Source organism: Cupriavidus basilensis (assembly GCF_000876015.1).
GTDB lineage: Bacteria > Pseudomonadota > Gammaproteobacteria > Burkholderiales > Burkholderiaceae > Cupriavidus > Cupriavidus basilensis_B.
Genome location: NZ_BBQM01000025.1, coordinates 44,780 through 69,672 on the forward strand (window position 1 = coordinate 44,780; position 24,893 = coordinate 69,672).

At 63.5% G+C, this 24,893-nt stretch carries 29 protein-coding genes; 4 read left to right on the forward strand and 25 right to left on the reverse strand.

Going from position 1 to position 24,893, the window contains the following annotated elements; all coding sequences use genetic code 11:
• Positions 1-3: 3 nt before the first annotated feature.
• From KF708C_RS36060 to imuA, 18 genes are all read right to left on the reverse strand, one after another.
• Positions 4-180 carry a hypothetical protein gene (locus KF708C_RS36060; RefSeq protein ID WP_156173987.1) on the reverse strand — a complete coding sequence of 59 codons (177 nt, stop codon included), beginning with the start codon at positions 178-180 and terminating at the stop codon, positions 4-6.
• A 22-nt stretch (positions 181-202) separates the two neighbouring features.
• Positions 203-475 (reverse strand): hypothetical protein, encoded by a 273-nt coding sequence (locus KF708C_RS27550; RefSeq protein WP_059414292.1) that lies wholly within the window; start codon positions 473-475, stop codon positions 203-205.
• Positions 476-496: 21 nt separating this feature from the next.
• A complete protein-coding gene (locus tag KF708C_RS27555) occupies positions 497-1,249 on the reverse strand; it encodes an ATP-grasp domain-containing protein (RefSeq protein WP_231586611.1) in 753 nt (250 codons plus the stop codon).
• Positions 1,250-1,273: 24 nt separating this feature from the next.
• The gene (locus KF708C_RS27560; protein WP_059414294.1) at positions 1,274-1,522 is read right to left on the reverse strand and encodes a hypothetical protein; all 249 of its coding nucleotides are present in this window, start codon (positions 1,520-1,522) and stop codon (positions 1,274-1,276) included.
• A gap of 14 nt (positions 1,523-1,536) precedes the next feature.
• Positions 1,537-1,818 carry a hypothetical protein gene (locus KF708C_RS36065; RefSeq protein ID WP_156173988.1) on the reverse strand — a complete coding sequence of 94 codons (282 nt, stop codon included), beginning with the start codon at positions 1,816-1,818 and terminating at the stop codon, positions 1,537-1,539.
• A 234-nt stretch (positions 1,819-2,052) separates the two neighbouring features.
• Complete coding sequence (locus KF708C_RS34990; protein ID WP_082079972.1) at positions 2,053-2,280, reverse strand: hypothetical protein; 228 nt, start codon at positions 2,278-2,280, stop codon at positions 2,053-2,055.
• Between the two features lie 7 nt (positions 2,281-2,287).
• On the reverse strand, positions 2,288-2,554 hold the full coding sequence (locus tag KF708C_RS34995) for a hypothetical protein (protein WP_082079974.1): 267 nt from the start codon (positions 2,552-2,554) through the stop codon (positions 2,288-2,290).
• A gap of 9 nt (positions 2,555-2,563) precedes the next feature.
• Complete coding sequence (locus tag KF708C_RS27565; protein ID WP_059414296.1) at positions 2,564-2,848, reverse strand: hypothetical protein; 285 nt, start codon at positions 2,846-2,848, stop codon at positions 2,564-2,566.
• 204 nt (positions 2,849-3,052) lie between these two features.
• Positions 3,053-3,322, reverse strand: a complete 270-nt coding sequence (locus KF708C_RS36070) for a hypothetical protein (RefSeq protein ID WP_156173989.1) — start codon at positions 3,320-3,322, stop codon at positions 3,053-3,055.
• Positions 3,323-3,336: 14 nt separating this feature from the next.
• Entirely contained in the window at positions 3,337-3,522 is a 186-nt protein-coding gene (locus KF708C_RS27570) for a hypothetical protein (protein ID WP_059414298.1), read from the reverse strand.
• Positions 3,523-4,009: 487 nt separating this feature from the next.
• Positions 4,010-4,300, reverse strand: a complete 291-nt coding sequence (locus KF708C_RS36075; RefSeq protein WP_156173990.1) for a hypothetical protein — start codon at positions 4,298-4,300, stop codon at positions 4,010-4,012.
• A 15-nt stretch (positions 4,301-4,315) separates the two neighbouring features.
• A complete protein-coding gene (locus KF708C_RS35005) occupies positions 4,316-4,567 on the reverse strand; it encodes a hypothetical protein (RefSeq protein ID WP_082079980.1) in 252 nt (83 codons plus the stop codon).
• Positions 4,568-4,914: 347 nt separating this feature from the next.
• Positions 4,915-5,523: a hypothetical protein gene (locus KF708C_RS36080; protein WP_156173991.1), complete on the reverse strand. Its 609-nt coding sequence runs from the start codon at positions 5,521-5,523 to the stop codon at positions 4,915-4,917.
• Positions 5,524-5,585: 62 nt separating this feature from the next.
• Positions 5,586-5,813, reverse strand: coding sequence for a transcriptional regulator (locus tag KF708C_RS35010; RefSeq protein ID WP_082079983.1), 228 nt, complete (start codon positions 5,811-5,813; stop codon positions 5,586-5,588).
• Between the two features lie 58 nt (positions 5,814-5,871).
• Complete coding sequence (locus KF708C_RS27580; protein ID WP_059414302.1) at positions 5,872-6,570, reverse strand: tyrosine-type recombinase/integrase; 699 nt, start codon at positions 6,568-6,570, stop codon at positions 5,872-5,874.
• Positions 6,571-6,756: 186 nt separating this feature from the next.
• Positions 6,757-9,912, reverse strand: coding sequence for an error-prone DNA polymerase (locus KF708C_RS27585; protein ID WP_059414304.1), 3,156 nt, complete (start codon positions 9,910-9,912; stop codon positions 6,757-6,759).
• 7 nt (positions 9,913-9,919) lie between these two features.
• A complete protein-coding gene (locus KF708C_RS27590; protein ID WP_059414306.1) occupies positions 9,920-11,383 on the reverse strand; it encodes a Y-family DNA polymerase in 1,464 nt (487 codons plus the stop codon).
• On the reverse strand, positions 11,310-12,011 hold the full coding sequence (gene imuA / locus KF708C_RS27595) for a translesion DNA synthesis-associated protein ImuA (RefSeq protein WP_059414308.1): 702 nt from the start codon (positions 12,009-12,011) through the stop codon (positions 11,310-11,312). The genes KF708C_RS27590 and imuA overlap by 74 nt, the downstream gene beginning before the upstream one ends.
• Positions 12,012-12,292: 281 nt before the next feature.
• Here imuA and KF708C_RS36780 point away from each other — a divergent pair, with 281 nt between their 5' ends.
• The 4 genes from KF708C_RS36780 to KF708C_RS37090 all read left to right on the forward strand — a co-directional run bounded on the left by KF708C_RS36780 (position 12,293) and on the right by KF708C_RS37090 (position 17,285).
• Positions 12,293-14,293, forward strand: coding sequence for a hypothetical protein (locus KF708C_RS36780; protein ID WP_059414310.1), 2,001 nt, complete (start codon positions 12,293-12,295; stop codon positions 14,291-14,293).
• Positions 14,294-14,406: 113 nt separating this feature from the next.
• A complete protein-coding gene (locus KF708C_RS27605) occupies positions 14,407-14,943 on the forward strand; it encodes a hypothetical protein (RefSeq protein ID WP_059414312.1) in 537 nt (178 codons plus the stop codon).
• Between the two features lie 597 nt (positions 14,944-15,540).
• Entirely contained in the window at positions 15,541-16,149 is a 609-nt protein-coding gene (locus KF708C_RS27610) for a hypothetical protein (protein WP_059414314.1), read from the forward strand.
• A 929-nt stretch (positions 16,150-17,078) separates the two neighbouring features.
• Positions 17,079-17,285: a DUF6884 domain-containing protein gene (locus tag KF708C_RS37090; RefSeq protein WP_370552872.1), complete on the forward strand. Its 207-nt coding sequence runs from the start codon at positions 17,079-17,081 to the stop codon at positions 17,283-17,285.
• An 86-nt stretch (positions 17,286-17,371) separates the two neighbouring features.
• Here KF708C_RS37090 and KF708C_RS27615 read toward each other — a convergent pair whose 3' ends face one another.
• The 7 genes from KF708C_RS27615 to KF708C_RS27645 all read right to left on the reverse strand — a co-directional run bounded on the left by KF708C_RS27615 (position 17,372) and on the right by KF708C_RS27645 (position 24,472).
• Entirely contained in the window at positions 17,372-17,959 is a 588-nt protein-coding gene (locus tag KF708C_RS27615) for a hypothetical protein (protein WP_059414316.1), read from the reverse strand.
• Positions 17,956-18,714: a dienelactone hydrolase family protein gene (locus KF708C_RS27620; protein WP_059414318.1), complete on the reverse strand. Its 759-nt coding sequence runs from the start codon at positions 18,712-18,714 to the stop codon at positions 17,956-17,958. Before KF708C_RS27620 ends, KF708C_RS27615 begins: the two co-directional genes overlap by 4 nt.
• A gap of 2 nt (positions 18,715-18,716) precedes the next feature.
• A complete protein-coding gene (locus KF708C_RS27625) occupies positions 18,717-20,408 on the reverse strand; it encodes a rhodanese-like domain-containing protein (protein ID WP_059414320.1) in 1,692 nt (563 codons plus the stop codon).
• On the reverse strand, positions 20,405-21,772 hold the full coding sequence (locus KF708C_RS27630; protein WP_059414322.1) for an MmgE/PrpD family protein: 1,368 nt from the start codon (positions 21,770-21,772) through the stop codon (positions 20,405-20,407). The genes KF708C_RS27625 and KF708C_RS27630 overlap by 4 nt, the downstream gene beginning before the upstream one ends.
• Complete coding sequence (locus tag KF708C_RS27635) at positions 21,772-22,782, reverse strand: Bug family tripartite tricarboxylate transporter substrate binding protein (protein ID WP_059414324.1); 1,011 nt, start codon at positions 22,780-22,782, stop codon at positions 21,772-21,774. The genes KF708C_RS27630 and KF708C_RS27635 overlap by 1 nt, the downstream gene beginning before the upstream one ends.
• Before the next feature lie 295 nt (positions 22,783-23,077).
• Positions 23,078-23,986, reverse strand: a complete 909-nt coding sequence (locus KF708C_RS27640; RefSeq protein WP_059414326.1) for a LysR substrate-binding domain-containing protein — start codon at positions 23,984-23,986, stop codon at positions 23,078-23,080.
• Between the two features lie 138 nt (positions 23,987-24,124).
• Entirely contained in the window at positions 24,125-24,472 is a 348-nt protein-coding gene (locus KF708C_RS27645) for a hypothetical protein (RefSeq protein ID WP_059414328.1), read from the reverse strand.
• Between the last annotated feature and the right edge of the window lie 421 nt (positions 24,473-24,893).

The window sequence follows — 24,893 nt, forward strand, 5'->3', positions numbered from 1 at the left end:
TTCCTATTCCTCATCCGGCAAAGTGCTGGGATCATCGTTCGCCTGCTCGTTCAGTTCCTTGCATGCCTTGCTCGACAGCGGAATGGTGACGCAGTTGAACGACACGAAATCGTCGCCAACCTGATCGGCGCCGGCATCTTCGAGCAGCTTCTTTGCCTGCTTGTTGAGCCGATATCCCATGCGTGCTTTTCCTGGCCCTTGCTCAACTGCGTGCGAACCACATAGGAACCTTGTCGCCCGCCTCGCGCAGGTTCTCCAGCATGTGGCCGCAGAACTCATTTGCGGCATCCACTGCTGTCATGCCTTCCGGAATGCGCTCGCTCGCATACAGCGCATCGTGAAGGGTGCCCATCGTTCCCGTAGCGGAGAAGATATGCCGCTGCTTCTTCGCCTGCTCGGGCTCAAGTGCGAGGTTGACCGCGTTTGTGAGCATGATTGTCTGTACTGCCCACAGGAACTGCTCCTGCTTCGTCATAAGTTCTCCTTTTCCTCGGCGTCAGGCCGCTAGCTCTTGCCAGCGACTGACTGTTACGTTCCAGTATGCCTCCGCCCGCAGGCCATCGTAGGCCCCGAAGGAGAAGCCGTCATTCATTTCGATCAGCGCGGTCTCGCCCGTGTCGAGCACGCCAAAGTCGATAACGAAGCCTGCCGGCATGCCCGCGTCAGCGGCCAGCGTGGCCACCGCGCCTCGGATCACGTCCAGGTCGGGGGCTGCACTCCGCTCCCCGCCATGGTCCGCGAGCCGAACATCAAGGACAACCCCACCCGCGACGTAGGCACGCCATTCACTGACGAAGCGCACTGGATCGGAGATCCAGACTGGCTTCGAGCCCGAAGCACCATTGAATCTGTAGTCGCCCTCGAACTCCGCCACGAAGCCAGTAAAGCGCTTCCACCCATCGGCGGGCTTGATGAACAGCCGCTTGCCGCTCACCAGCAAGGCGCGCGCCTCGTTGAGAGATGTCAGCTTCTGCACCTGGCGATATAGAAGGTGCGCAAGGCTGGCCGGGTACGGTGTGTGGGGCGGGAGCTCCTTGCCGAGCTGCCGCAGCGCATGCTTGACGAACGGTACAGATCCCACCGCCACGACACCGGGCGCGACCTTTACCTTCGCGCGCTCAACCTGCGACGCCGATGCGCGAAGCACGACGATGCCCTTGCTGGTCGCCAGATCGGACATGACGGTTTCCTCACGCCCGAGCATGCCGTTGCCCTTCGTCTGAACGAGAATGCCGTTAGGAGTGACCACTGCGCTTTTCCTGTGCGTGGCGCATCAGTCGATGACCGACAGGCCGAGGCCTTCGGCCAGCGCCTTTGCTTCGTCGGGGGTATTGCAGCAATCGATCCAGAAGTCCTGCCTGGTTGCGACAGCGATGGCGTAAGGAGGTACGTCAGGCCCACACTCGTTCTGGCGGCCGATGACAACTGCGACCCCGGCCGCAAGGTACCCGGCCATCTCTGCCCGGCATTCCGGGAAAACCTTTGCCACGTGCGCGGCCTGGGCTGTGGTGAGTGCTTCCATGGCTTTTCCGTCCTCTACGCCGCTGCGGCCCGGTGCCTATTTTGCGCCCGATGAAAAGCCCTGATACAGCTTGCCGGGTTCTGGAGCGCATACGGGGTGAGCGCATAGTCCCGAAACTCTTCGTCGAACGTGTCAAGGAAGCCGCGCTGCTCGGCTTTCCGCCGATACTTGTCATGCCGACGTCGGTTAAACCAACCGTTCAGCATCTGTCCAACATCCGGCCCGCGCCGCGAGCTACTGGACAAGACGCCTCGCAGGGCATATCCGGCGACGAGACCGATAACGAGTTCTTCCATGTGCATGTCTTTTCCGGTGCCTTTACGAGTTCTGGCGAGCAACCGCCCCGTACCAAAATGCACGTACGCGTGGGCTCATCATGACCGCTGATGCAATGACACCGCCAACCGTACTCGCTACCGGCGCGGACAAGCCGAGTAGGTCAAGGGTGATAAGGCCACCCGCTACCGCGCCGGCCCCAACTGCCGACGCTAAGCGGCACGCTTCTGCTTTCACGTTCATCGTCATTTTTCCTATCGGATCGGTTGCTTCAGGACAGCGGCGCGATACCGGGAGCGCAACAGCAGATCCGGAACCGGCGCAAGCACCTCGGCCATGAACTGAAGCTCTACACAGGAATCCACGCCGTTTTGCTGTGCCGCGCGATCGAAGGCTGCCTGCGCCGCTTCGAGTCGTGCCTTGTCGCCGGACGCTAAGCCACGAATTGCGACTCGCTCGGCTTCGGTAAGGATCGTGCTCATTTTTCGATCAATGAAGGATCCCGTCCGGATGCTTGTTACGCCCGAGCGCAGCATTCAACTGGGCGACGCCACCGGCAACAACTTCGGAGTGGGCTTGTCTCTCCTCAGCGGTCCCTGCAACGATCATCGGAATGTTGTGCATTCCTTCCGCGAGAGCCAGAATTTTTTGCTTCTCTGCGGAGTCGGGTAACGACCGCGCTAGCAGCCGTATTTGTATCGCACCAACGCTTACCAGGTGCAGCGCGTCACGCTCTGCTTTGCTGAGTTCTTCCATGTGAAGCGCCTACGCGAGCTTCGCGTTGTCAGCCGAAAGGATCGCCTCGGCCGCCTTGTGTTTGGACGGAAAGCCCGCCCCCAGGATGACGGCAGCACGCGTGCCCTTGCCGAGCACCTTCGCATCGCCCTTGCATTTGGCAAACCACCGCCATTTGAGAGATTGCTTGCCCTTGCAATCCCACACATGCACCTGCTCCCGCCACACTTCACCGGCCTCAATGTCGTTGATCTCGACGTGCTGGTGCGCGGAGCGTCCGGAGTCCGCAATGGTGGTGAAGTTGTAGATGGGCATGGTGCTTTTCCGTGTTTAGAGCGCCTTTCGGGCCTTCCCTGATTCAACAACGGCGTGGATGACAATGCCAACGAGTGCAACTGCGGCTGCGACGCACGCCAGCGCGGTCTGGCCCAGCGCCAGCCAAGTGCCGGCTGTTCCCGCCCCGACTCCCGTGATGAGGCCCGCAAAGTATGTCTTATTCATGTTTGTTTTTCCGTCCAGTCAGTGAAGGTCGTAGTCACGTTCCAGCGAATTGTCCGCCAACGGACATTCACGCAGTGTTTGAAGCATCACGTGTCCGTCGATAACCTCATGCACGGCCTCGCGCAGCACCTTAAGAGAAGAGGTTGACTTGAGTTCCACCTCGACGTCCGGCAAGCCGCCCGTGTCGGGATGAACTTCCCAGGCGGTAGCCAGCCCGTGCCGGTCGCGTGCCTGGCGAAAACCTTCAACATCCGCTGCACACTCAGCGCGAAAAGAAAAACTCTTCATTACCTTTTTCCGTCCTATCGATCCAGCTCGTACTTGGTCAGCAGTTCAGCCTTGCGCCGTTCCTTGCGTATGCGGCCTTCGGTAGCATCTGCGGTCGGCTCAATGTCCGGCCTTGCCGCGAGGGTGGCGTCGTAGCGCTCGGTCTCTGCCACCAGGCGCAGCAGCTCGCGCAGTTCCGTCTTCGCAGTTGAAAACATCATTTACTCCTGTCGGAAGATAGTTGGACCACCAATCAGGCCCACTTCGACCAGTTCCGTCCGCCCGTAGTTTCTGCGGGACTTTCGGACCTCGTACCCATCTTCATCCTTGCTCAGTCGCGCAATATGGCCCGACACCGGAGCAACCTCATCGCGCACGGCAGCGAGATCCCGCATCATCAGGTCACCCCGCAGAGATCGCAGGCATTCGAGAAGTGTTGCCACAATGCTTTTTCCGTGTTCAAAAAGGGATCAGCGGCCGCCGATCAACCGCCGTACCGGGTAGATATTGAGTCGAACCGCGCTTGGCGCATCGCGGGCACTCGTAAGACACCGAGGGCGCGAGGTTTCCACGCAAATATGCTTGGCGCAATTGGGCTGTCGCTTCCTGCGGTACTACGTGTCCTTGCGTCGCACACGCTCGTGCGGCTCGACGTCGCTCGAATCGCTTCAAGAGCCCATTCAACATCACTACCCCCTGTTTTTCCATTCAAATGTTCACACCACACGCGGTAAGGACTGCCAAGACGGCGGATGCGATGAGGCAGTAAAGTCCAGCTCGAACCCAAGAGTTTGCAATGCGGCCGGCTTTGCGGAGCTGGTCATCAAGCCCGCGAAACACGTGGACATGTCCTCCAGCCGCGAACGATTCGATGGAGGCTGCCACCGCGTCAATTCCCAAACGTGTCGCGTTCAAGACTGAGTTCAGGCTGAACGCCAAAATCACACCACCAGCGAGCCCTAATACGGCGGACAGCACCTGCATAGTCTGCAAAGTCATGACCTATATTCCTTTTCAAACGACCTTCAGCGTGCGTGCCGCACGGCGGATGCGTGATGCTGCGGCCTTCGCCGTGTCACCCACTTGACTCCAGTCGTGGTGCCACCAGGCAATGACCGTCGCCGCGGTTGCAGTGTTCTCCGCACCGATCACTGCGGCCACTTCCGTAGCCACCGCCGCCCACCAGGCAGAGCCTTCAGCATCGGTCGCTCGTGCGTCGATGGCACGCCTGTAGATAGCTTTCGCAGTATCCAGTGAGATGTCCATGCTTTTCCGATTAGCGGTACGTGTTTCTTGTAAGCATCCGACACAAACCTGCAAGAGCTGCTGCGAAGAGAACGAACAGGAGCCAGCCGGGAGTAGTTGTGCCGGAAAGCGCTCTCAAGGCGCTTGCAAGAGGTTGTCCCCATGCCGTCGCGATGAGAAATAGGATCACTAGTTGAACGGCAAAATGCAGAGCAAAGTCCTTTCTGGCGTCCTTGTCGTGCTGCTTTCGCCAGTAGGCTCGGTGAGCTTTGTATCTCGGACTATCTTGCCGATCCGCCTCCATATTCCGAAGCCGTTCAAGGGGAGACATTTGCGAATCTTTCATGGTGAGCTTGTTTCCCTTGAAATTAGCGGTACAGAACCGCATCCAGCGCTTCCAATGAAGCTGCGAGATCGCGCCATTCTGACCAGTTGCTGTCGGCGCCGAACTTGCTGTGCACTCGCCGCGCACAAGTGGCCACCGACAGAATTTCCTTCGCTGGGCAAAGGGTCACTGCGTTGCGCAACGCCAGTACGGCCATATCGCTGCGCTCGGCCACGCCATCGTCATCGACATCGGACAGGACTTTCTTAGCCGCGATTACCATCATGGCCAGTTGCGCTTCAAGCTGCTTGATCTTCTGTTCGGATTCGGTCTTTGTGCGCTTCAATCGTGAAGTTGCTTCCAGTACGAATTCGTCACCTGGCTTGTCCTGCGTCCAGCAGCTTCTTTCGAAGTGGTCATCGACCAAACCACGCCCTTCCTCGTGCTTCGGACGGCCGGGGTTGTCGGGGTCGTCCTCTATCTCGCTGCACGCCCACTGGGTAGCTTCACCACCACCAGTTCGTGCAACGGAAAGCGCTCCACCGCAAATTCGGCAAGACGGCACAGGCATCGCTGTGTATCGGTCTTTCAGTAAGGCGATAAGCTCAACGTCGGAATACTCAGTCGGCTCGCGATTCGGATCGAATTTCATCCCGTTTTTCCGTTTGGAAGTTTGGTGCCTCGGAGCATTTTACATATCCCCATTGGGGATAGTCAATTTTCTTTCGCGTGCCACCCCAAAATCTCTTGAATGTACGCACGCCCCATTTCGGGCAAGGCACGGGCGTCAGACGATTCGCTCGGGAGCAGCCACTTGTCGAGCGTACGCTTTGACACACTGATGCGGGTCGCAAACTCATCTCGCGTCATGCCAAGCTGTGTCATTGCGTCGCGCAAAAATTGTTGCTGCGAGGGCGGAGGATTTCTCTTCTTAGCGTCCATCAAATACTGTTATCGGCGTCCGTGTTCGTGGTCTGTATATCCCCATCGGGGATGTCAGTCAAGTGACTGCGAAACGATCGCCAACGGCTGCAATCGCCTCCCTGAGCTCTTGTAGGGAGACTTCCAGATATGGCGCAACGTGATCCAGTTCGGCATGCCCCAGCAGCAACTGCACGGTTTCGAGCGACTGTCCCTGCGCCAGGAGTCGGCTGGCGAACGTCCGCCGCCCCGAGTGGCTGCTATAGCCCTTCCCAAGCCCGGCCACCCGATAGAGCCCCGTCACGTAGCTTTGCAGGCTGTCGGCCGCCAGGTAATCGACACGCGCGCCGGCCTCGTTGATCCTACGCTTGATGCTCAGCTCGTAGGGGCCGCCCTTGTGCGTCAGGATGAGAGAGGTCTGAGGCATCAGGCCTCGCCATTTGCCGCGATCCAGAGCCGTGCCCTTGTCGTGCTCCCACCGCCATTCAATGTAGCGCTCCACGGCCGCAATTGTCTTGGGGTGGCTGAGATACACGCAGCGCTGGCGGCAACCCTTTGTGATCGCGGAGCGCAGGCTTACCTCTTCGCGCAATTGGCCTGAGGCTTGAAGCACATCAGCGACCTCGATGCGGGCGATCTCGGACACCCGCATGCCACAGGTGAAGCCGAGCAGAAGGACAAGCGCATCGCGCTCCGGGTGCCGACTGGTGGCCTCGGTGACGCGGAGGAGGTGGCGGATCTGAGAAGATTTGAGGGTCTTGGCGCGTTTGATTTTCATCGTTGTCCGTCTCGGAATACGCTCGATTTCGAGCTTGTTACGAGAGAAAAACGCGCAGCGCTCCTTTCCATCATAAACCGGCCAAATGCCTGGTGTCCTCGGAAAATATACGGTGCCTGGTCGCGATTGGCCTACCGACGGAGGTTCGTTGCTGGCCAGAATGGTCAGTCAGCCCGGGCCGGCGGCTCAGCAAAAGTTGCGGCTGCTGGTTTCCAGACGACCCAGCATCGGCGACAGATCTACTACACGCTGCGCCACCAGGTGCCGCACCTCGCCTTCGCATTGCCATTGCCCGAAGACGCCGGCCAGGGTGGCGCCCAGCACTTCCTTGCGGTACCGCTCGAAGACATGGGGCCAGACGATGATGTTGACGACACCGGTCTCATCTTCCAGTGTCATGAAAATGACGCCGTTCGCCGTGGCGGGGCGCTGGCGTACCGTCACGATGCCGGCCGCGCGTGCGGTCTGGCGCGGCCGGTAGGTGGCCAGCTCGGCTGCCGGCGCGAAACGGCGGCCGGCCAGCGCCGCGCGCAGCAACGCCAGCGGGTGGCGCCGCAGGGTCAGACCCATGGCCCGGTAGTCGCCCACGATTTCTTCGCCCTCGGTCGCTGGCGCCAGTTCCGCCGGCGCCTCCGCCAGGTCAGCGGGCCGCAACAGGTCCTTGTCGGGCACCGCGGCGGCCGCCTGCCACAGGGCCTGCCTGCGCCCGCCGGTGAGCGAGGCCAGCGCGTTGCCGGCAGCCAGCGCTTGCAGGTCATGCCGATCCAGTGCGGCGCGCCGGGCCAGGTCTTTCGCATCGGAGAACCCGCGAATGGCGCGCGCCTCCTCGATGCGCTGCGCCGACTCGCGCCGCATCCCGCGCAAGAGGGAAAGGCCAAGGCGCACCGCAGGTAGAGGGTCTACGGCCGTGGCCTCGAGGACGGAGTCCCAGCCGCTAATCGACACGTCCGCCGGCAGCACCGTCACGTCGTGGCGCTTCGCATCCTGTACCAACTGCGAAGGGGTGTAGAAGCCCATCGGCTGGCTGTTCAGCAGCGCGCAAAGGAAGGCGGCCGGCTCATGGCGTTTCAGCCAGGCCGAGGCATAGACGAGCAGGGCGAAGCTGGCGGCATGACTCTCGGGGAAACCGTACTCGCCGAAGCCCTGGATCTGCCGGAAGATGCTTTCGGCGAATTCCAGATCGTAGCCGCGTGCGAGCATGCCGCTCACGATGCGTTCGTGGTACTGGCCGAGACCGCCTTTTCGCTTCCACGCGGCCATCGCCCGGCGAAGCTGATCGGCCTCGCCGGCGGAGAAGCCGGCGGCAAGCATGGCCACCTGCATGACCTGTTCCTGGAAGATCGGTACACCGAGCGTGCGCGAGAGGGCCTTTTCCATATCGGCGCTCGGATAGGACACAGGCTCGAAGCCCTGGCGGCGGCGCAGGTAAGGGTGGACCATACCGCCCTGTACCGGGCCCGGACGCACGATGGCCACCTCGATCACCAAGTCGTAGAAGGTGCGCGGCCGCAGGCGCGGCAACATCGACATCTGGGCGCGCGACTCCACCTGGAACACCCCGATGCTGTCGGCCCGGCACAGCATGTCGTAGGTCGCCGGATCCTCGGGCGGGATGTCCTGCAGTTCGAAGGCCTCGCCGCGCCGTGCCGAGACCAGATCGAGCGCACGGCGAACGGCCGACAGCATGCCCAGTGCGAGCACGTCGACCTTGAGCAGGCCCAGCGCGTCCAGATCGTCTTTGTCCCACTGGATCACGCTGCGGTCGGGCATGGCGGCGTTCTCGATCGGCACCAGGCGCGACAGCTTGTCCTTGGCGAACACGAAGCCGCCCGAGTGCTGCGACAGGTGACGCGGGAAGCCAAGCAACTGCGTTGCCATACTGGCCCAGCGCTGGGTGAGTTCGGCGTCGGTGTCCAGCCCGCATTCTGCGAAGCGCAGCAGCAGGTCGGCCTTTCCATCGAACCAGTGATGTGCCTTGGCAACCATGTCAACGATGGCCGGATCGACGCCCAGCGCCTTGCCGGCCTCCCGCAGGGCGCCACGGGGGCGATAGGTGGCCACCGCCGCGGCCAGGGCGGCGCGGTTGCGCCCGTACTTGCGGTATAGGTACTGGATGACTTCCTCACGCCGCTGGTGCTCGAAGTCCACGTCGATATCGGGCGGTTCGCCGCGCTCCTTCGAGATGAATCGCTCGAACAGCAGATTGCCGCGCGCGGGGTCGACCTCGGTGATGCCGAGGCAATAGCAGACTGCCGAGTTCGCGGCCGAGCCGCGCCCCTGGCACAGGATGCCGTTCGATCGGGCGAAGCGCACGATGTCGTAGACGGTCAGGAAGTAGGGCTCGTAGTGCATCTCCGCGATCAGGGCCAACTCGTGCTCCAACTGCGTCTGGACCGCGAGCGGGATGCCCTTGGGGAAGCGGCGGTTCGCGCCGATGTAGGCCTCCTCGCGCAGGTACTCGGTCGGAGGCCGGCCGTCGGGTACCAGCTCATCCGGATACTCATACCGCAGTTCATCCAACGAGAACCGGCAGAGGTTCGCGATGTGTACGGACTCGGTGAGCAGCCGGTGTGGATAGACGTTGGCCAACCGCAGTTGCGAGCGCAGATGCTGTTCCGCGTTCGGCGTGAGATCGTAGCCACACTGAGCCACGGGCTTGCCCAGGCGGATGGCGGTCAGCAGGTCCAGCAATGGCTTGCGCGAACGCACGTGCATGAGGACGTTGCCCGTGGCCACCAGCCGCAGGTGGTGATCCGCCGCAGTCTGTTCGACGCCGGCGCGGTGGATGTCGTCCATCGGCCGGTAGAGCAGGTTGAGCGCCATCCAGGCCCGGCCGGCGAAGGTGGTAGAGATCCACGCGGCCTGGCTGCCGAGTTTCTCCGCCGGCGCGCAGTACTCCGGTGTGAAAACGATCAGACAGTCAGGCAGGCCGCGCAGATGGGAGTAGGGTGGTTCGGGGGAGGCCAGATCCCGCAGGGTTAGCTGGTAGCTACCTTTCGCCGCACGCATGCGGCCGAGCGTGATCAGCTCGCACAGATTGCCGTAGCCTGCACGGTTGCGGGCCAGCGCAACGAAGGATAAGGCCGTGCCGCCATCGGCATTGACGAGACGGAAGGAGGCGCCGACGAGGAGTCTCAGGCCGTGCTGCTTGGCAACGGTGTGCGCGCGCACGATGCCGGCCAGAGAGCATTCGTCGGTGATCGCCAGCGCGTGGTAGCCCAGTTGTACCGCGCGCTCGGCCAGCTCCTCGGCGCGGGAGGCGCCCTGCAGGAAAGAGAAATTCGAAAGGCAGTGCAACTCGGCGTAGTCGGGAAGCCCGCCGCCGGAAGAAGTGGGCAACATGGCTCGATCACCCGAACAGCCCGTGCAGGTACCAGCGTGCGGCGTCGCCTTCGCGACTGCCCATGCGCTCCTGAAAGATCCAGTAGCAGGCATGGTCGCGGCCCTCGGCCACATAGTAGTCACGCGTGACCACCTCGCCTGCCCACCATCCTGCCTCGATGCGCTCTGGCGGGGACACCATGCGCAGCGGGGACCCATAGTAGGGGCGATGCTCGCGCTCGAGCAGGGGGATCGGCTGGTCCAGCAGCCAGACCGGCCGAGGCAAAGCCGGCGCGGCGGCTCCGGCCGGGATCTTGTCCGTCACGGGCACCCAGGCGTTCGCGACGGCGGGCCGGTAGTCGGGCTGCAGCGCCGGCTGCAGGACGCGATCCGCGCCCAGTCGCGCGACGAGCAGCTCCAGCAGCCGGGTGTGGTCCTCCGGCGTGCCGCTCGGTTCAGGGAACAGGCTTTGGCTCGGCGGGGCCAGCGGCTGGGTATCGATGGCGGCCAATTGCACGGCGATCATGGGCGCGTCGACGCTCAGCCGTGCCAGCCGCTCGCGCAGCAGGCGGACCAGGTGATCGGCATGCCAGTTCGGCTCGGCCAAGGCGATCTCCACGACCGTCGGCGGGATCGCCTCCCGACCCCGCTCATGATGCAGGGACACGGCAAAGCGCGTGATGGCCAGGTGCCGCGCCGTGAGCCAGCCGATCAGCTGCTCGATCAACCCGGAGGCATAGGCCAGGGTGGCCTCCACATGCTCGATACGGTCGGGCAGGTCCACCCTCGCGGAAAACTCCGGCGGCGCCTCCAGCCAGTCGAACACTTCCGCTGCCTCGCCCAGTGCGCGGTCGAGCGCTTCGTTGATGGCGGCGCCGCAGCGCCGCTGCAGGCCGGCCCGCGGCAGGCGGCGCAAGTCGCCCAGAGTGCGGCAACCCAGGCCGTCCAACCACTCGGCATGGATACGTGCGGCCGGCAGGGTTGCAGCGGGGAGGGCGCCCAGCCGACGGCCGAGGCGGGTTGTCTTGAGCGACACGCCGCCGCCAGCGCGCGCGAGGAGCCATGCGGCCTGCGCTGTGGACGCGCACCCGGTCACCACGGTATAGCCCAGCGCGTCGGCGGTCGCACGCATGCGCGCGCGTAGCCGACGGGCACCACCGAAGAGCCGCAGGCTCGCGGAGACGTCGACCAGCACGGCGTCTTCCTCGGCGCCCACGACACACGGTGAAAACTGCAGGAGGGCGAGGGCCAGCGCACGCAGGCCCTCCGCCTCTCGCGCCGGGTCGCGCTCGATGAGCACGGTTTGCGGCGCGATCGTCTGCACGCCGCCGCGGCGCATATGCGGCCGCACGCCGGCGGCGCTGGCCAGCGGCGAGGCGTGGTGTACACGGTCCTTGTCGAGGACTGCCACGGCCAGCTCAGTGGACCAACGAGGCCGGAACACTTCGAGGCATAGGCGCGGCAGGCGCAGGCAGATCCACAGGCGATGCATGACGGCGAAGCAGGATGGGCGAGGGCGCCAGCGGAACAAAGACGGGCTTGTCCTGCTGCGGGCCGCGGCGCTTGAAGAAGGTAAGATCGGCGCCACCAGCTGCTGGGACGATGCCGACCCGTAGCGGCGCCGGTGACGCGTCTCGCGCGCAGGCGAGAGGGCGTATGAGGTAGAACAGCGCTTCGCCCGACTGCGCGGCCAGGTGTAGCCGGCGCAGGGCATCGTTGCGCATGTGCTGCTGCCACAGCAACACCGCGCCGCAGGTGCCAGCGCGCAGCATCTGCTCCGTGGCCCAGAGGGCATCGGCGGTACGTTCAGCGCGCACCCAAAGCAATTGCCGAGGGGGCAGACCCCAATTGGCGAAGGCCAGCGCCTGAGGCGAATGCGGGGGCTGTATCAGCGCGACGGGGCGCGTACTTGCCATCAGGGCCGGTCGTAGCAGGCGCAGCTCGCCGACGCCGGGCTGCTGGACCAGCATTTCCACCAGTGTGCTGGCTGGCCAGCCGCCGCCGGGGAGTTCACCGACCAGTTCCTGGTAGCCCGTGGGCACGGTACGGCCAACTGCCCGGGCGAGCTGGGACGCACGCCAAAGGGCAGGGTGAATGGACTCGGGGAGAGGAATGGGCATGGCTGGTTTCGGAGCAATCTGTAAACCAGTCTACTGTATATTTATACAGTGGTCACTCAAAAGCAGAAAGATGCCCTAAGCACCATATTGCCAGTTCGTTTGGTGACGAAGACAGCATTTCATCAAACTTGATAGTCCTGAAGGGGGATGGAGCGGGGAAAGGCCCGCTGCTACAGTCGCCCGCGCACACTCCTCGCGCTCGGGCCGTATCCTCAGTCGGAACAGGGCCCCGGCACGCCGCCGGCGTGCGCTCGCCAACAAATAAAAACGGGTCAGGTCACATGTTCCACGGTCTTCGTGCCGGCGCGCGCTCTCGCGCGGCCGGCCTGTTCACGCTCGCGCTTGCCGCGGGCCTGCTGTCCGCCTGCGGCAGCGACGAATCCCCATCTCCCCCCGCCGCCCAGGCGCCCGCCAGCCGGCTGGTGGTCGACACCGGCACGGCCGCGCCCGCGCAGGGCGGCACGCTGACGCTGAAAGCCACGCTGCTCGGCGCCGATGGCCAGGAGGTCAAGGGCGCGAAATTCGCGTGGTCGTCGTCCAACGAAGCGGTCGCAGTCGTCATTTCGGCTTCCGACCAGGCGCCGGCGGCGGCCAGCATGATGCAGCCGGTCGGCACCTATGCGTCGGTGCGCATGCTGGCGCCGGGCGAGGTCGACATCGTCGCCACGGCGACGCTGCCCGACGGCAGCCAGGCCACCAGCACCACGCACCTGGCGGTGCAGGCGCCGGCGGCGAAGACCTATGCGCTGGCGCTGTCGCCGTCCACGCTGACGGTCAACTATGGCGCGGCGGCGCAGGTCGTCACGGCGGTGGTGCGGCGCTCGGACGGCGTGGATGGTGCGGCGGACCTGACGAACTGGTCGTGGAACGTGGACAACGCCACCTTCGCCGCCGTGCCGGCGGCGGACAGCCACTCGGCGCAGGTTTCCACCACGGGCACGCTGGCCGGCACGGGCCAGCTCACCGCGTGCGCCAGCACGCCGGCGGGCGACCGGCTGTGCGCCAACGCGGCGCTGGCGCGGCCGCTGGTGGCACTGCCGTCGATCGCGTTCTCGGTGCCCTCGCTGAACGTGAAGCCGGGCCGTACCGGCACCGTGACGGCGACGCTGACCGACGGGCCGGGCGCCGACCTGGCCAGCCGGGCCACGCTGGCCTGGTCGATTCAGCAAAGCGGTACGGCCGCTTCCATCGTCAGCATGCCCACCAGCACCGGCGTGATGATCGGTCTCGACGCCGCGCAGACCGGCAACTATGCCGCGACGCTGACGCTGACCGCGACCTACCCGGACGGCCGCACCAACAGCAGCACGCTGCCGCTGACGTCCACGGGTGCGTGGAGCCGCCTGCCGGATGCGCCGATCGCCAGCCCGTCGCTCGTCAGCCTGGCGATCGACGGCACGCGCGTGTGGCGGCTGACCGCCGACGGCAGCCAGCCGGCGCGGCTGGAGCGCTTCGGCGTGGCCGGCGACGGACCCGCCGAGCCCGCCGCGGCATTGCCGGCGGCGGCGCAAGGCATGTGGCTGGCGGCGGATACGGACCCGGCGAATTCGGCGGTGGTGGTGCAACTGGGCGCCGATGGCGCGAGCGTGCCGTTCGGCAGCTTCGACGCGGCCTTCGCCAATCCGCGCGCGGATTTCACGTTGACGGGATGCGCGCAGTATGCGGCCAGCCCGACCGCGGGGCGTGCCTTTGTGAAGGCAACTGGTGGCACCGGCATTGTCTCGGCGGGCTGGTGTGTCACTTCCGGGGCGTGGTGGTGGCAGCCTGTGGGCGGAGGAGCGACCGTGAACAATTTCATCAGGGCGGTGCCGATCCTCGAAGGGCGTCCATTTCCTGGCGGTGGTGGCTTGGCGATCGAGGCAGATGGGTCACGCTACGTAATGCAGTCGGATGGCTCCCAGATCTGGGATGGCAGCGTCCAGGCTCCCCTTGCCTGGGGCGCTGTCTCCTCCGGCGCTATCGATGAAAATGCGCCGCTCTACGGTTATGTGGGCGGAAACGGAATCGTTGTCAGCCCCGGTTCGTCCCTGCCTTATGTCACCTTCGTGCCCTCGGCGCCGCCCCTGATCAAGCTGAGTGCCATCCCGCATTTCGTGATCGGCCTCCCAGCGTCCTGGTCCGCTCTCGTCGTCGCCAATACGGACGGCACCACGCCGACGATGCTCGCGCTGCCCGGCAATGCATTCGGGCTGGATTTCGCGGGCGCTGTCGACGCTAACGGCAAGCTGCGCATCGCCGCGCGCCTCGCGGACGGCTCGGTGTGGGTCTACGACCAGCCTTGATATAGCGGCTGGCGCGCAGATTGGTCCTTTTCCTCGAGCGTTGCGCTCCAATAGCCGCTGGAGATCGCAAGTCTCTACCGCACCGGCCGGCCGCCGGCACTTCAGTGAGAGTTATGCAAAGCATCATCTTTCCGGGCAACACGCGCCAGCCCTGCCAGGCGCGCTATGGCGTTCTCCATATCAAAGAGAGCGGCACACGCATTGCACAGATCGTCGTCGTACAGAGCGACAAAGACGCCCATATGGGCACTAGCCTGTGGAACACCGATGAAGGGCGGAATCTCGTACTCAATCGCATTCTGGAGACGGATCTACAGGGCGTTCGAATCGAGTACATCAGATTCGCAACGGTCATCCATTCGAGCGGCGTCCTCCACGCAATCGACCTTCCCATCGAGGTCGATATCGACGACTACGTCGCGAAGGGTAATCGCCATGACGTAGGCCAGGCACTTGCGCAAGATTGGATCGGTGTCTTGCGAAACCTCGTTGGGCGGGGCAATAAGCAATATGGAATCTGGAGCGGCGATGTCGTGGGGGGCTGTGCTCGGTTCTACATGGACTTCGAAGAGCGAAAATTCATCGACCCAGCGATTGCGCGCGAGTGGCTTAAGGCTCTTGGTTTCCCCCATGAAATCGTAGCGTCGTGAGCACCTGCGCGGCTCGACAGCGAGGCGGGCTGCCGATGGACTACGCGGCGGTCCACAACCCGGAACAGTAGTTGCCCCCCGCTGCGCCTACGAAGGAATCCATCAGATAACGAAGAGCATGTCGCGCTTTCACTGGAAGCGCCGTTGAAGCAGGAAAAGGCAGTGAGGTGGCCGCGTTGTTCGGATTCGTACCTGCGCTGGATGCAGTGGAAAAGGGCGCACATGCTGGCGCGGAGAGTCCACGCAGCAAAGAAGCGTTCCGAAGGGTATTTGGCGCGAACTTGGCAGGTTAAAAGGGTGCCGCCGTGGAGGGGCGCCATTCCGGAGCTTGCCGATCTTGCGTACTGTTACACAACGCAAAACCTTATCCGGTGTCCCTCATGTAGCGACCGCGTCTGAGACAGGCGCGGCCCCCGCGAACAGCCCGGCGACTTTCTGTCGTCACGGCGGCCCCTTGACTATATCGCAAGAGCCCTGGAGCCCTCCAATCCGCGCTCCTGTAGGAGTTTTCGTTACTCGTAACGAAAACCCCACGCCGCGACTCGGGAAAAGTGCGGAGATGGCAGAATGGTTAACGTTTTAACCTCTGGAAACCTCATGCCATTCTCTGATCTTGAAACTGACCGTATTTCGATTGTCAAGGCTGATGGGCAGCGTTTTGACGGGCTGAAAGCGAGTGTTCAGGGCAGCAAAATCTTCATGACGGGCAGTAAGCCCTTGGTTGAGCCTGGTGACATGATCGTCTGCGCTCGATCCAACGGTTCTGAGGAGTCCTACCGTGTCCTGGACCCTGGTTTTCATGAAGACTTCCACGGCATCCCGGCCGGCTACCAGATGAGCGTGCAGAAGCTGGGAGTGCTGCCCAAACCGGGAGCGCCGGGGAACACGACCTACAACTTTCACGGGGCGAATTCCCGAGTCAATGTCCAGTCCGTGGATAACTCAACCAACGTCGCCGGCATCGATCCCACGCTTCAGGCCGCGTTGCAGCACCTCGTTTCCGCGATTGAGCGTGCTGGCCTTACCGCAGACGGTCGGCGCGACGCCCTGGAGATTGTGGAAGGTGTGACCGCACAATGTGAAAGCCCCAAACCGTCCCGTGCCATCGTTGGCGCGCTTCTGAAGGGTCTTCCTGCGGTTGCCGAGATCGCCAAGGCAGGCGAGGCAGTCTTGGGCTTCATCGGGGCCGCGCAGTCCCAGTTCTGACCGATTAACCAGGGCCGGCGCTGTGCCGCCGGCTCGCATTCCCTCGTTTCAATTCAATTGGGAAGATTTTTCAAATCAATCGCGGTTCTACAACCTCGCTGCGGCGTTTGTAGTCCCCGGATATTTCTTCATAATTTGACATAATTATCATTATGAATTTAAGCTTTGTCAGGGCTAAGTTGTAATGTCCGCTATAGCCAAGTTCAAATGTCCGAGTTTGTCGGGCGTAACCTGAGCGGTTTCCAGTCTGCTGGAGGCTGCCATGACACCGGACACCATCACCCTAACCACGCGGCAAGTGTATTGACGGGCTTTAATCGTGCGGGCCATGGTGCAGATTGAATCCGTACAGCTTTCGCTAAAGGCCGATCCACGCCAACCTAGTTTTTCGGCAGTCTACCTCGCAATCGCGCTAGTCTTCCCGCCATTCGCTTCCCTGTCTCGTGAAATGCGACGCGTTCCCGCCGAAGCACGGCGCGTTAGCGTGCAGAGAGCGCCTATGGCGACGGGGAAAAATCACCACCGCCTCGCGCTGGCCTCCGCGGACTATTTAGCCGGCCGTCGGGCCACAAGAGCCTGAGTTAGCACGCTGCTTGCCTCCCCCAGGATCCTCTTAAGTGTGGCTTGTTGGAACTCTCTGAACGACGAGACCGTTAACGCGTTGAACACCTCTCGCAATAGCTCTTGGTCTAGGGCATGCAACGTTTGGCATGGTGCCCCCGCCGCCGCCAGCATCCGAGGGTGGTTGATGCGACGACGACAAGAGCCTTCCCAAGCATTGACAATGGATTGCGCGGTGTACCTTGGGGCCTATGTCCCCCTCGGTATCGCGACATGTCCTTCAAAACAGATGCGCTGCAATTCGGGCCTGCATCCCTCGAGCACCCATAGACAGCTCCCTGCCCCCACCCACTTTTCGATTGGTGCTGATGGCTTGCTCTGGTCCAAAGGACGAGCAGCGCGCACCGGCGTTGCAGCTTTACCGAGGTGTCATAAACCAGACCTATCGTGCGGTCACGCTCGCAGGCGCGGTGCCGAAAGTGATGATCCTCTCCGCCCTGCACGGATTTATTGGCCCGGATCTCGAGGTTGAGCCTTATGACGTTCGGCTCGCGCTCGAGCCCGCAACAAATTAGCGCAATGTCCGCGCTCAAGCATTCTGGCTTCGCTAATTATCACGATCCGGAGTTGCGCGGTGAGCATTGCTGGTCGTTTTCGCCCGTCAAATGGTCGAGACGCTCGGACGAAAATGCTTTTCGTTGTAGGGATAGCGTTTTCCGGACTCCAGGTCGAAAGCCACTCTGTCCGTCAGTGTTTCCAGCGCCTTGCCATACAGGTGAAAAAGCAGCGCCGGCTGGCCGTTCAGCACATGGATACTATGCACATCATCGGGCTGGTAGAGCGCAGGGTGACCAGGCTCGACCTTGAACTCCCTGTCGACCACCACGGCGGCCGGCCCGTCGTCGGCAGTGATCCGATAGACCCGGTTGGTCTCTTCCCCCTCGATCCCCACGATGATGGCCCAGGTGCCATGGTTGTGCGGCACGCTGGTCTTCCCAGGGTGCAGCGCGTTGACGTAGAGTGCAAAGCCTTGATCCGGATCAGCGTGCAGTACGTAACGCTGTGATCCAGACCCACCGGGCGCCGGCAGCGGAAAGTTGGCGAAAGAGAACCACTCGCGGCGGGCGGCAAGTTCCTCTAGCACCTGCGCCGTGCGCTCCAGCTTGTGCTCCGCGCTTTCCGCATGGATGCGCTTGATCCGCTTGACGGCCGCGGCCACGAGGGGCTTCCAGGCGGGGGAATGACTCATGCGGGTTCTCCTGTGCTACGTTGATGAACGGCGATATCGCCGGATGTCAATGTCCCGTTAACCAAGCGCCCGAGCAGCGCATGCGTGCGCTGCTCCGCCAAGGCAGCCGATGCCGGATGAAAGGGCGGATGGCCGAAGCGTCCGAAGCCGTGATCGGCCTCGGCATAGACATGAACCTCGGCGTGTGGCTTCCCTGCGAGATCCTTGCGCAGGCCGTCGACAAGTTCGGGAGGCGTGCGGAAGTCGAGATGCCCGATATGGACCAGGGTGGGCACGTCTATGGTCTTTCCAGCGCCCCCATGATCGCCCATGCGCGTCGGGTAATATGCCACGGCGGCATCAAGCACGCCCTGCGCCGCACCCAGGTAGGCCAATTCGCCGCCAAGGCAGAAACCCACGGATGCCACCGCGCCGGCACCATGGCGCGAGCGCAGCCACGCGGCGGTCGCTGCCAGGTCCTGGACGGCCAGCGTCCTGTCCAGGCCTGCGCTGAGCGCACGCCCGCGCTGTTGATCCTGCGGGTTGTATTCAAGGTCGACACCAGGCTCCTGGCGCCAGAACAGGTCGGGCACGAGGGCGACATAGCCCAGCGCGGCGTAACGTTCGGCAACCTCGCGAATCCAGCTGTTGATGTTGTAGATCTCCGGCAGAAGAATCACAGCCGGCAGCGGCGTGTCGGGTTGGATGATGGGTTCGACGAACCAGGCGCGAATGGCGCCATCGTCGACGGGGATGGAGAGGGTTCGAGCAGGCATTGTCATTGTGGTTGGGTGGATTCGAGGGACCGATGCACGCGAGCCAGCGGAAATCCCGCTGGCTCGCGCTGTGCTTGCGCGGTCAGCTGTTTTTCCCAGTCGAGATAGGCACGCATCGATGCGGCATTACCGCTTCGGCGGTCGTGAGCCCAGAACAGGAAATCGATGCGTTGCTCACGCGTCAACGCATCCGCCGGGGGAGCCTCGACCGGCTCGCCGGCGGCTTCCCAGCTCGCTTGCCCGCCGCGTACCACGAAGACACTGGCATGCTGGACGGAATCCAACAGGTCTGCCGCGGCAAGATGCGCCAGGCGGTCGTCCTCGGAGAACAGGATGACGTCCTGCCCAGATGCCGCTGCCGCGATGGGGCCGTCCAGGCGCGCCCTGGTTGCCCACGCCGCGCCGGGCGGGTGCGCCAGCAGGTAAGCCTCGCTGCTGCCCACGCACCACGCGGAACCGCCCTGCCCAATCCGCGCTCGGGCTTGGTCGACGTCCAATTCAGGGGCAAGCCTGAGAACGTCGCTCCAGGGGGGATCGATACGTGCCGCCTGGTCCGCCGACACGCCCTCCTTGCCCGCGCGCGCCACCGGTTCAGCCCGCGGCGCCCTGCTGCCATGGAGTGCCAGGGCGTAGGCATCCCAACCCAGCCGGCGCAACCAGAGCGCCGACTGGATGGCCCTGACGCCGTCGTCATCCACCAGCACGACCCGCGCGTGCAACGTCCCAAGCCAGCGGTCGCTGGCCTGGACCAGTTGGCCGCCAGGCGCGTTGTGTGCGCCCTCCAGATGGCCCTGGGCGAATTCCGCGGGCGTGCGGACGTCGAGCACGTAGGTCGTCCGGTGGTCCTCGGTGCGCCAGCGAGCCAACTGGGCTGCATCGATGGCGGGCACGTCCTGAGCTTGGGCGATGCCAAGGCTGCGCTTGCGCGCCTTCTCTTCCTGGGCAAAGTCCGGAGCGGGCGCCTTGTGCCTCAGGCCCGTCTCCAGATTCAGTCCGGCCAGTTGCCAGCCGTGGTTGCCATCTGCCAGGGCAACGACACGGTGGCCGACGCCGGCATCAATCAAGGTCTGTGCGCCCACGATGCCCCGCGTGCGTCCGCCACAAGCCACCACGATCAGCGTGTCGTACGACGGCGCCAGGGCCTCGAAACGCAGCAGGATCTCGCCATTCGGACAGGACAGCGCGCCAGGGATATGGCGTGCGGCATGTTCGGCCTCGCTACGCGGGTCGAGCACGACGAGCGGTGCTCCTTCCGCCTGAAGTCGGTCGAGCGTAACGGCATCAATGGACGGTGTCTCCAGGTGTTCTTCGGCCCATTCGCCCAATACTTTGCCTGGGACATAAACGCCCTGGAATACCGGATGCCCCGCAGCCTCCCATGCGTGGATGCCGCCGTCCAGCGCGAACACCTGCAGGTAGCCGAGCGATCGCAAGCGCGATGCCGCGCGCTGCGCGACATTGTCACCGGCATCCACCAGGACGATCATGCTTGCGTGCCGGGGCACCAGCGATGGCACCACCGCCTCCAGCCGGCTATAGGGTGCATTCACTGCCCACAGCATATGTCCCATGCCGAACTGTCCCTCCTCGCGCACGTCGAGCAGCGCCAGTTCCGTCCGCGGGTCGCAAAGCCGCGCGATGAGTGCCTCGACATCGATGCGTGGCACCGGCTGCCCGATCTCTGCTTGCGTCACGCCATGTCTCCCTGTCCGATCAAGCTAGTGATGGCATCCAGGCTGCTAGCCCGGCCAAAACCGGCTACCGCATCGGCCAGCGATGCCGCATGCGCTCCCAGCACCGGCTCGGCCAGGTCGAGGAACTTGGCGCGAAGATCGTTCCACCGCATTGGCCACGCCACGCTGCCATAGCCAGCGGTGACGGCATGTTCCAGCGTCCGCCCACTGGCCGCATGCAGTTCAAGGCGAGCCGAGGAACGTGTCGCCGCCGGGTCCGGGACGAGCGCCACGCGTTGGCTCAGCGCCTGCACGGTAGGATCGCCAAGTCGCGTCCGTTCGAAGTCGCTGGCCCTGCCCGTATGGCCGGCCAGCCCAAGCGCGATGCAATAGGGAAGGCTGAATTTCGCCTGCGTGGCTGTATGGGCGTCGGCGCTACCCGCGATGCGAATGGCCAGCGGGTGCACATACGCGATCACCTGCTCGACACCGTCCGTGTCCAGCGACGCATGCAATGCCCGCGCGGCGTCGATGGCTGCATGGGTCAACTGGCACGAGGCATAAGGCTTGAAGCTGATGCGTGAGATCTCCCAGGCGCCATCCAGGTCGACGTCGATGGCCAGCGCTTCGTCCTGGAGCAGGCTTTGCAGCAAGCCACGCGGGCCGTCCAGCACGCCGGGTGCGCCTTCGCAGCCCTGGCTGGCCAGCTCGACGGACATGACGGCATCGAGCGCCGCATAGCCCGCGTGCAGTGGCTTCGCCGGCGTACCAAAGGACGCCGCGAGACCACCGGCCTGAGTCGCGGCCAATGCGACGGCGTGGCTGGCCTTCGACGCATCCAGCCGCAGCGCGAGCGCGCCGGCCAGCGCTGCCGCGATGCGCCCGAGCACGGGCGTCACGTGCCAACCATGCGCCGTCAGCCTTTCACCACGCCCCTGCATGCCCAGCCTGGCGCCTGTCTGCAGCCCCACGGCGAAGGCAGCGATGAGGCGGTTCTCCGGCAGCCGGTATTGTTGGCCAAGCGCGAGCAACGTCGCCCAAAGGGGCCCGCTGCCATGGAGAATGGCGTCGACATGAGTGTCGTCATAGTCCAGCACATGGGACAACGAGCCGTTGACCCAGGCGGCCACCGGCGCCGCCGAGCGCCCGCCGGACAGCCACCATGCGGCTCCGTGGCTGGACCACAGGCGTGCGGTATTCGTGATGACGACGGCCTGCGGATCCCGTCGCGCGCCCAGACATACGCCAAGCCAGTCCAGCAACGAGTTTCGGGCGGCGTGCAGCACCTCGGGCGGCAAGCCGTCGGCGCCCAGCAACTGGTCGAATTTGCGCTGTGCGTCGCCGGCGATGCGGGGCAGCAGCAATGGAGGATGGTCGATGTGCATCAGTTCAAGGCGATGCCAGCCGACTGGATGGTCTTAGACCAACGCTGGTAGTGCTCGGCAATGCTCTGCTTCAAGCCCTCCGGAGAACTGAAGCGCAACGTGGCGCCGTGCTGTTCGAGAAACCGCTTGAACTGTGGGTCCTGCGCAATGCGGCCGATCTCCTTGTTCAGGCGCCGCGTAATCTCGGAGGGTAGGTCTGCCGGCGCCAGGACGCCGGCCCAAATGGTGACGGCCAGCTCGGGACGGCCCAGTTCCACCAGGCTGGGAACATCGGGGAGCGCCGCGGAGCGCTTGGGGCTGCTGACCGCGATCGCCTGGAAGCTGCCGCCGCGGATCTGGCCCAGTGCGGATGGCAGGGTCGCGAACATGGCATCGACATGGCCGGCCGCCACATCTGCCATCGCGGGGCCGCCGCCCTTGTAGTGCACATGCAGGACCTGGGTGTTCTCGGCCTCGCGAAAGAGCTCGGCCATCAGATGATTGGTCGTGCCCGCACCGGAAGACGCAAACGACACGCAGCCAGGATGCGCTTTGACGTCGGCGACTAGGGCTTGATAGGTCGCCGGCTTGTTGGGCGCGGTCACGAGCACGGACGGAAAGTCCACGACAGAGGCAATGGGCGTGAAGGAGTCGAACGGCGTGTAGCGCAGGTTCGGATACAAGATTGGACTGACCGCGATCTCGTTGGCGGTGGCGAACAGGAGCGTGTAGCCGTCAGGCTTGGACGCCGCGACGTGTGCAGTTCCCAAAGTACCCGAGGCGCCGCCACGGTTCTCGACGACCACGGGCTGCTTTAACGCGATGCTCAGCTTCTCCGCCAGTGGTCGGGCTACCAGATCGGCAAGGCCGCCCGGCGGAAACGGCACCACCAGACGAATGGATTGCTCGGGCCACTGCGCCTGTGCCGCAGGGGTAACGAAAACACCGGCCAACGCCAGAGATGCCATCGACAGCAGGCTCACTATGCGTCGCGGCATGAGCGAGGTCGATGGGCGGAAAGAAACAAACATCACACACTCCAGAACAATTTCCACGTCCACTGAGTGGCCGCCGCAAGTAGCGGCATCCCGTGGGGTCAGGTCATTGTCTGGGGCGCCGTGGTGTATTCAAAATGCCCATCGCGACTTTGCTTATATATTGCTTGTCGCAACTGAGCCGCCACAGATTTCCAAGGGTGGCTAAGCACCTGATTCAGAAGGGTTTTGGCGGATATCCAACGGCGCTTGCAGCCGCCATCATCACGCCCGCGATCAGTAGCGGTGATCATTTCGGTGCTGTTGCTGATGTTTCAGACGGGCTCGCCGCTCACGCAATAGCACCGGCATCCTGATGACGAAAGAACAACCGGAGCATCTGGAACGCCTGGGACACCACCGGGTTCACCGAATTCTGTCGACAGTAGAGGTAGTAGCTCACGTCCGGCATTTGCGGCAACCCTTCGCGATCGCCAAGGATGCGCATATCCGGCGTCAGCATCTCGACGGTGCGCGGCGTGATGCCTAGCCCCGCCCGCACCGCGGCGCGCACGCCGACCGGACTCGACGACGTATAGATCTGGCGCCACGGCTGGCCATGTCGTGCCAAGGCCTCCAGCGCAAAGCGACGAAACACGCTGGGCTCGTCGCCAAGCACCAGCGGCAAAGGTTCGCCGCGCGCGAACTTGAAATTGGCGGAACAAAGCCAGAGAACGGGCGCACTGCGGACGACGAACGATTCCAGCGCATCGTCGCGCCGGGTCGCGAGCGCCAGATCTAGCCCCGCATCATGCAGATTCTTGAGCAATTCCGGACTGCGGCCGATCGTCACCTCGTAGCTGAGGTGGGGCATGAGCCGGGAGAGCTGGGCGAGTATCATTGGCAGCAAGGCTTCCGCCGCATCATGCGATGAACCGAGGCGCAGCGAGCCGCGCGGACTTCGCGCCTGCAGGAAGGCCATCGCATCGTCGTGGAGCGCGAGCATTTCCTGCCCGTATCGGAGCAGATGTCGGCCCGTATCCGTCAACACCTTGCTACGGCCCGTACGCAGGAACAGCGGTTGCCCAATCAGTTGTTCGAGCTTCTGCATGCGCTGCGAAATCGCTGATTGCGTGCAGTGGAGTGCGGAGGCGGCGGCGTGGAAAGTCCCCTGGCGCTCCACCTCAACAAATGCGCGCAGCAAGATCAGGTCAAGGGTAGCCGACGCATCGGCTGGAAAGCGTTCCGATTCTTCTGCCATTATTGCCAACCCGCCTTTGTCCGGATAAGGCCTCTTCCGGTGCATGGCGAGAAGGCGATTAATCGCGCCGCTCGCATACGTAAGAGAAAAATTGTGCTTCGTCGCGAAAGGCTGTGGCCCTCGCTTTCCACAATGCCGCTAACCTTGTTTTCCACGAGTGTCGATCAACGCCGATCCCGCCAGCCACAGCGTGTTGATGAGCCGGCTCGCGATCTCCGGGCCGATATCGATGCGATTGGCCAGCGATTGCCTGGGATTGCCGGTGGCCATGCCGCGCAGCCATTGCCAGTAACGGACGGCCGCCGGCTTCTCGAGGCCTAGTGATTCGTGCGCGGCGGCGAGCGTTTCGCTGAGGGCGGATTGGCCTGGCGTGGCAATCGCTACGTCTCTCGGCAAGACTTCAGTGCCGGCAAAGATCAGCAACGTGACGAGGAGCAACGTGACAGCACCTTGCAGCAGCAGCCTTCCGAGAAGCAGGATCATCATCCCGATCGAAGCAGTCGATCATATGTGTGGTGCCCCCTGTTCCCAACGAAGAATTCCTGCTTTGCAAATTTGGGGTCAACGAGAGTAGATATCTCGCGTCTGCTCTATCCGGAACCAAAGATGCAACCCGCCTTGTCCGCGGTGGACTTTCCCAAGCCCTAAAAGCTACCCACCCACGTAATCTGCACCGCCTGATATGGTATCGCTCTCCCCTACACTACCTATGATCGGCTGGCCGAGATCGATTAGGGCATGCTCGTGGAGCACAAGCGGCCGGAGCATGTGCCGACCATTGCGGCAAAGGTCCAGGCATTGTGGGATGATCAGCACCAGATCTACCTCGCACGCACGCTATTGCGCGAGCCGCCGCGCCAGGCGCACCTCGCTCAGAACACGAAACGCCTGCGCTTGATCAATCGGC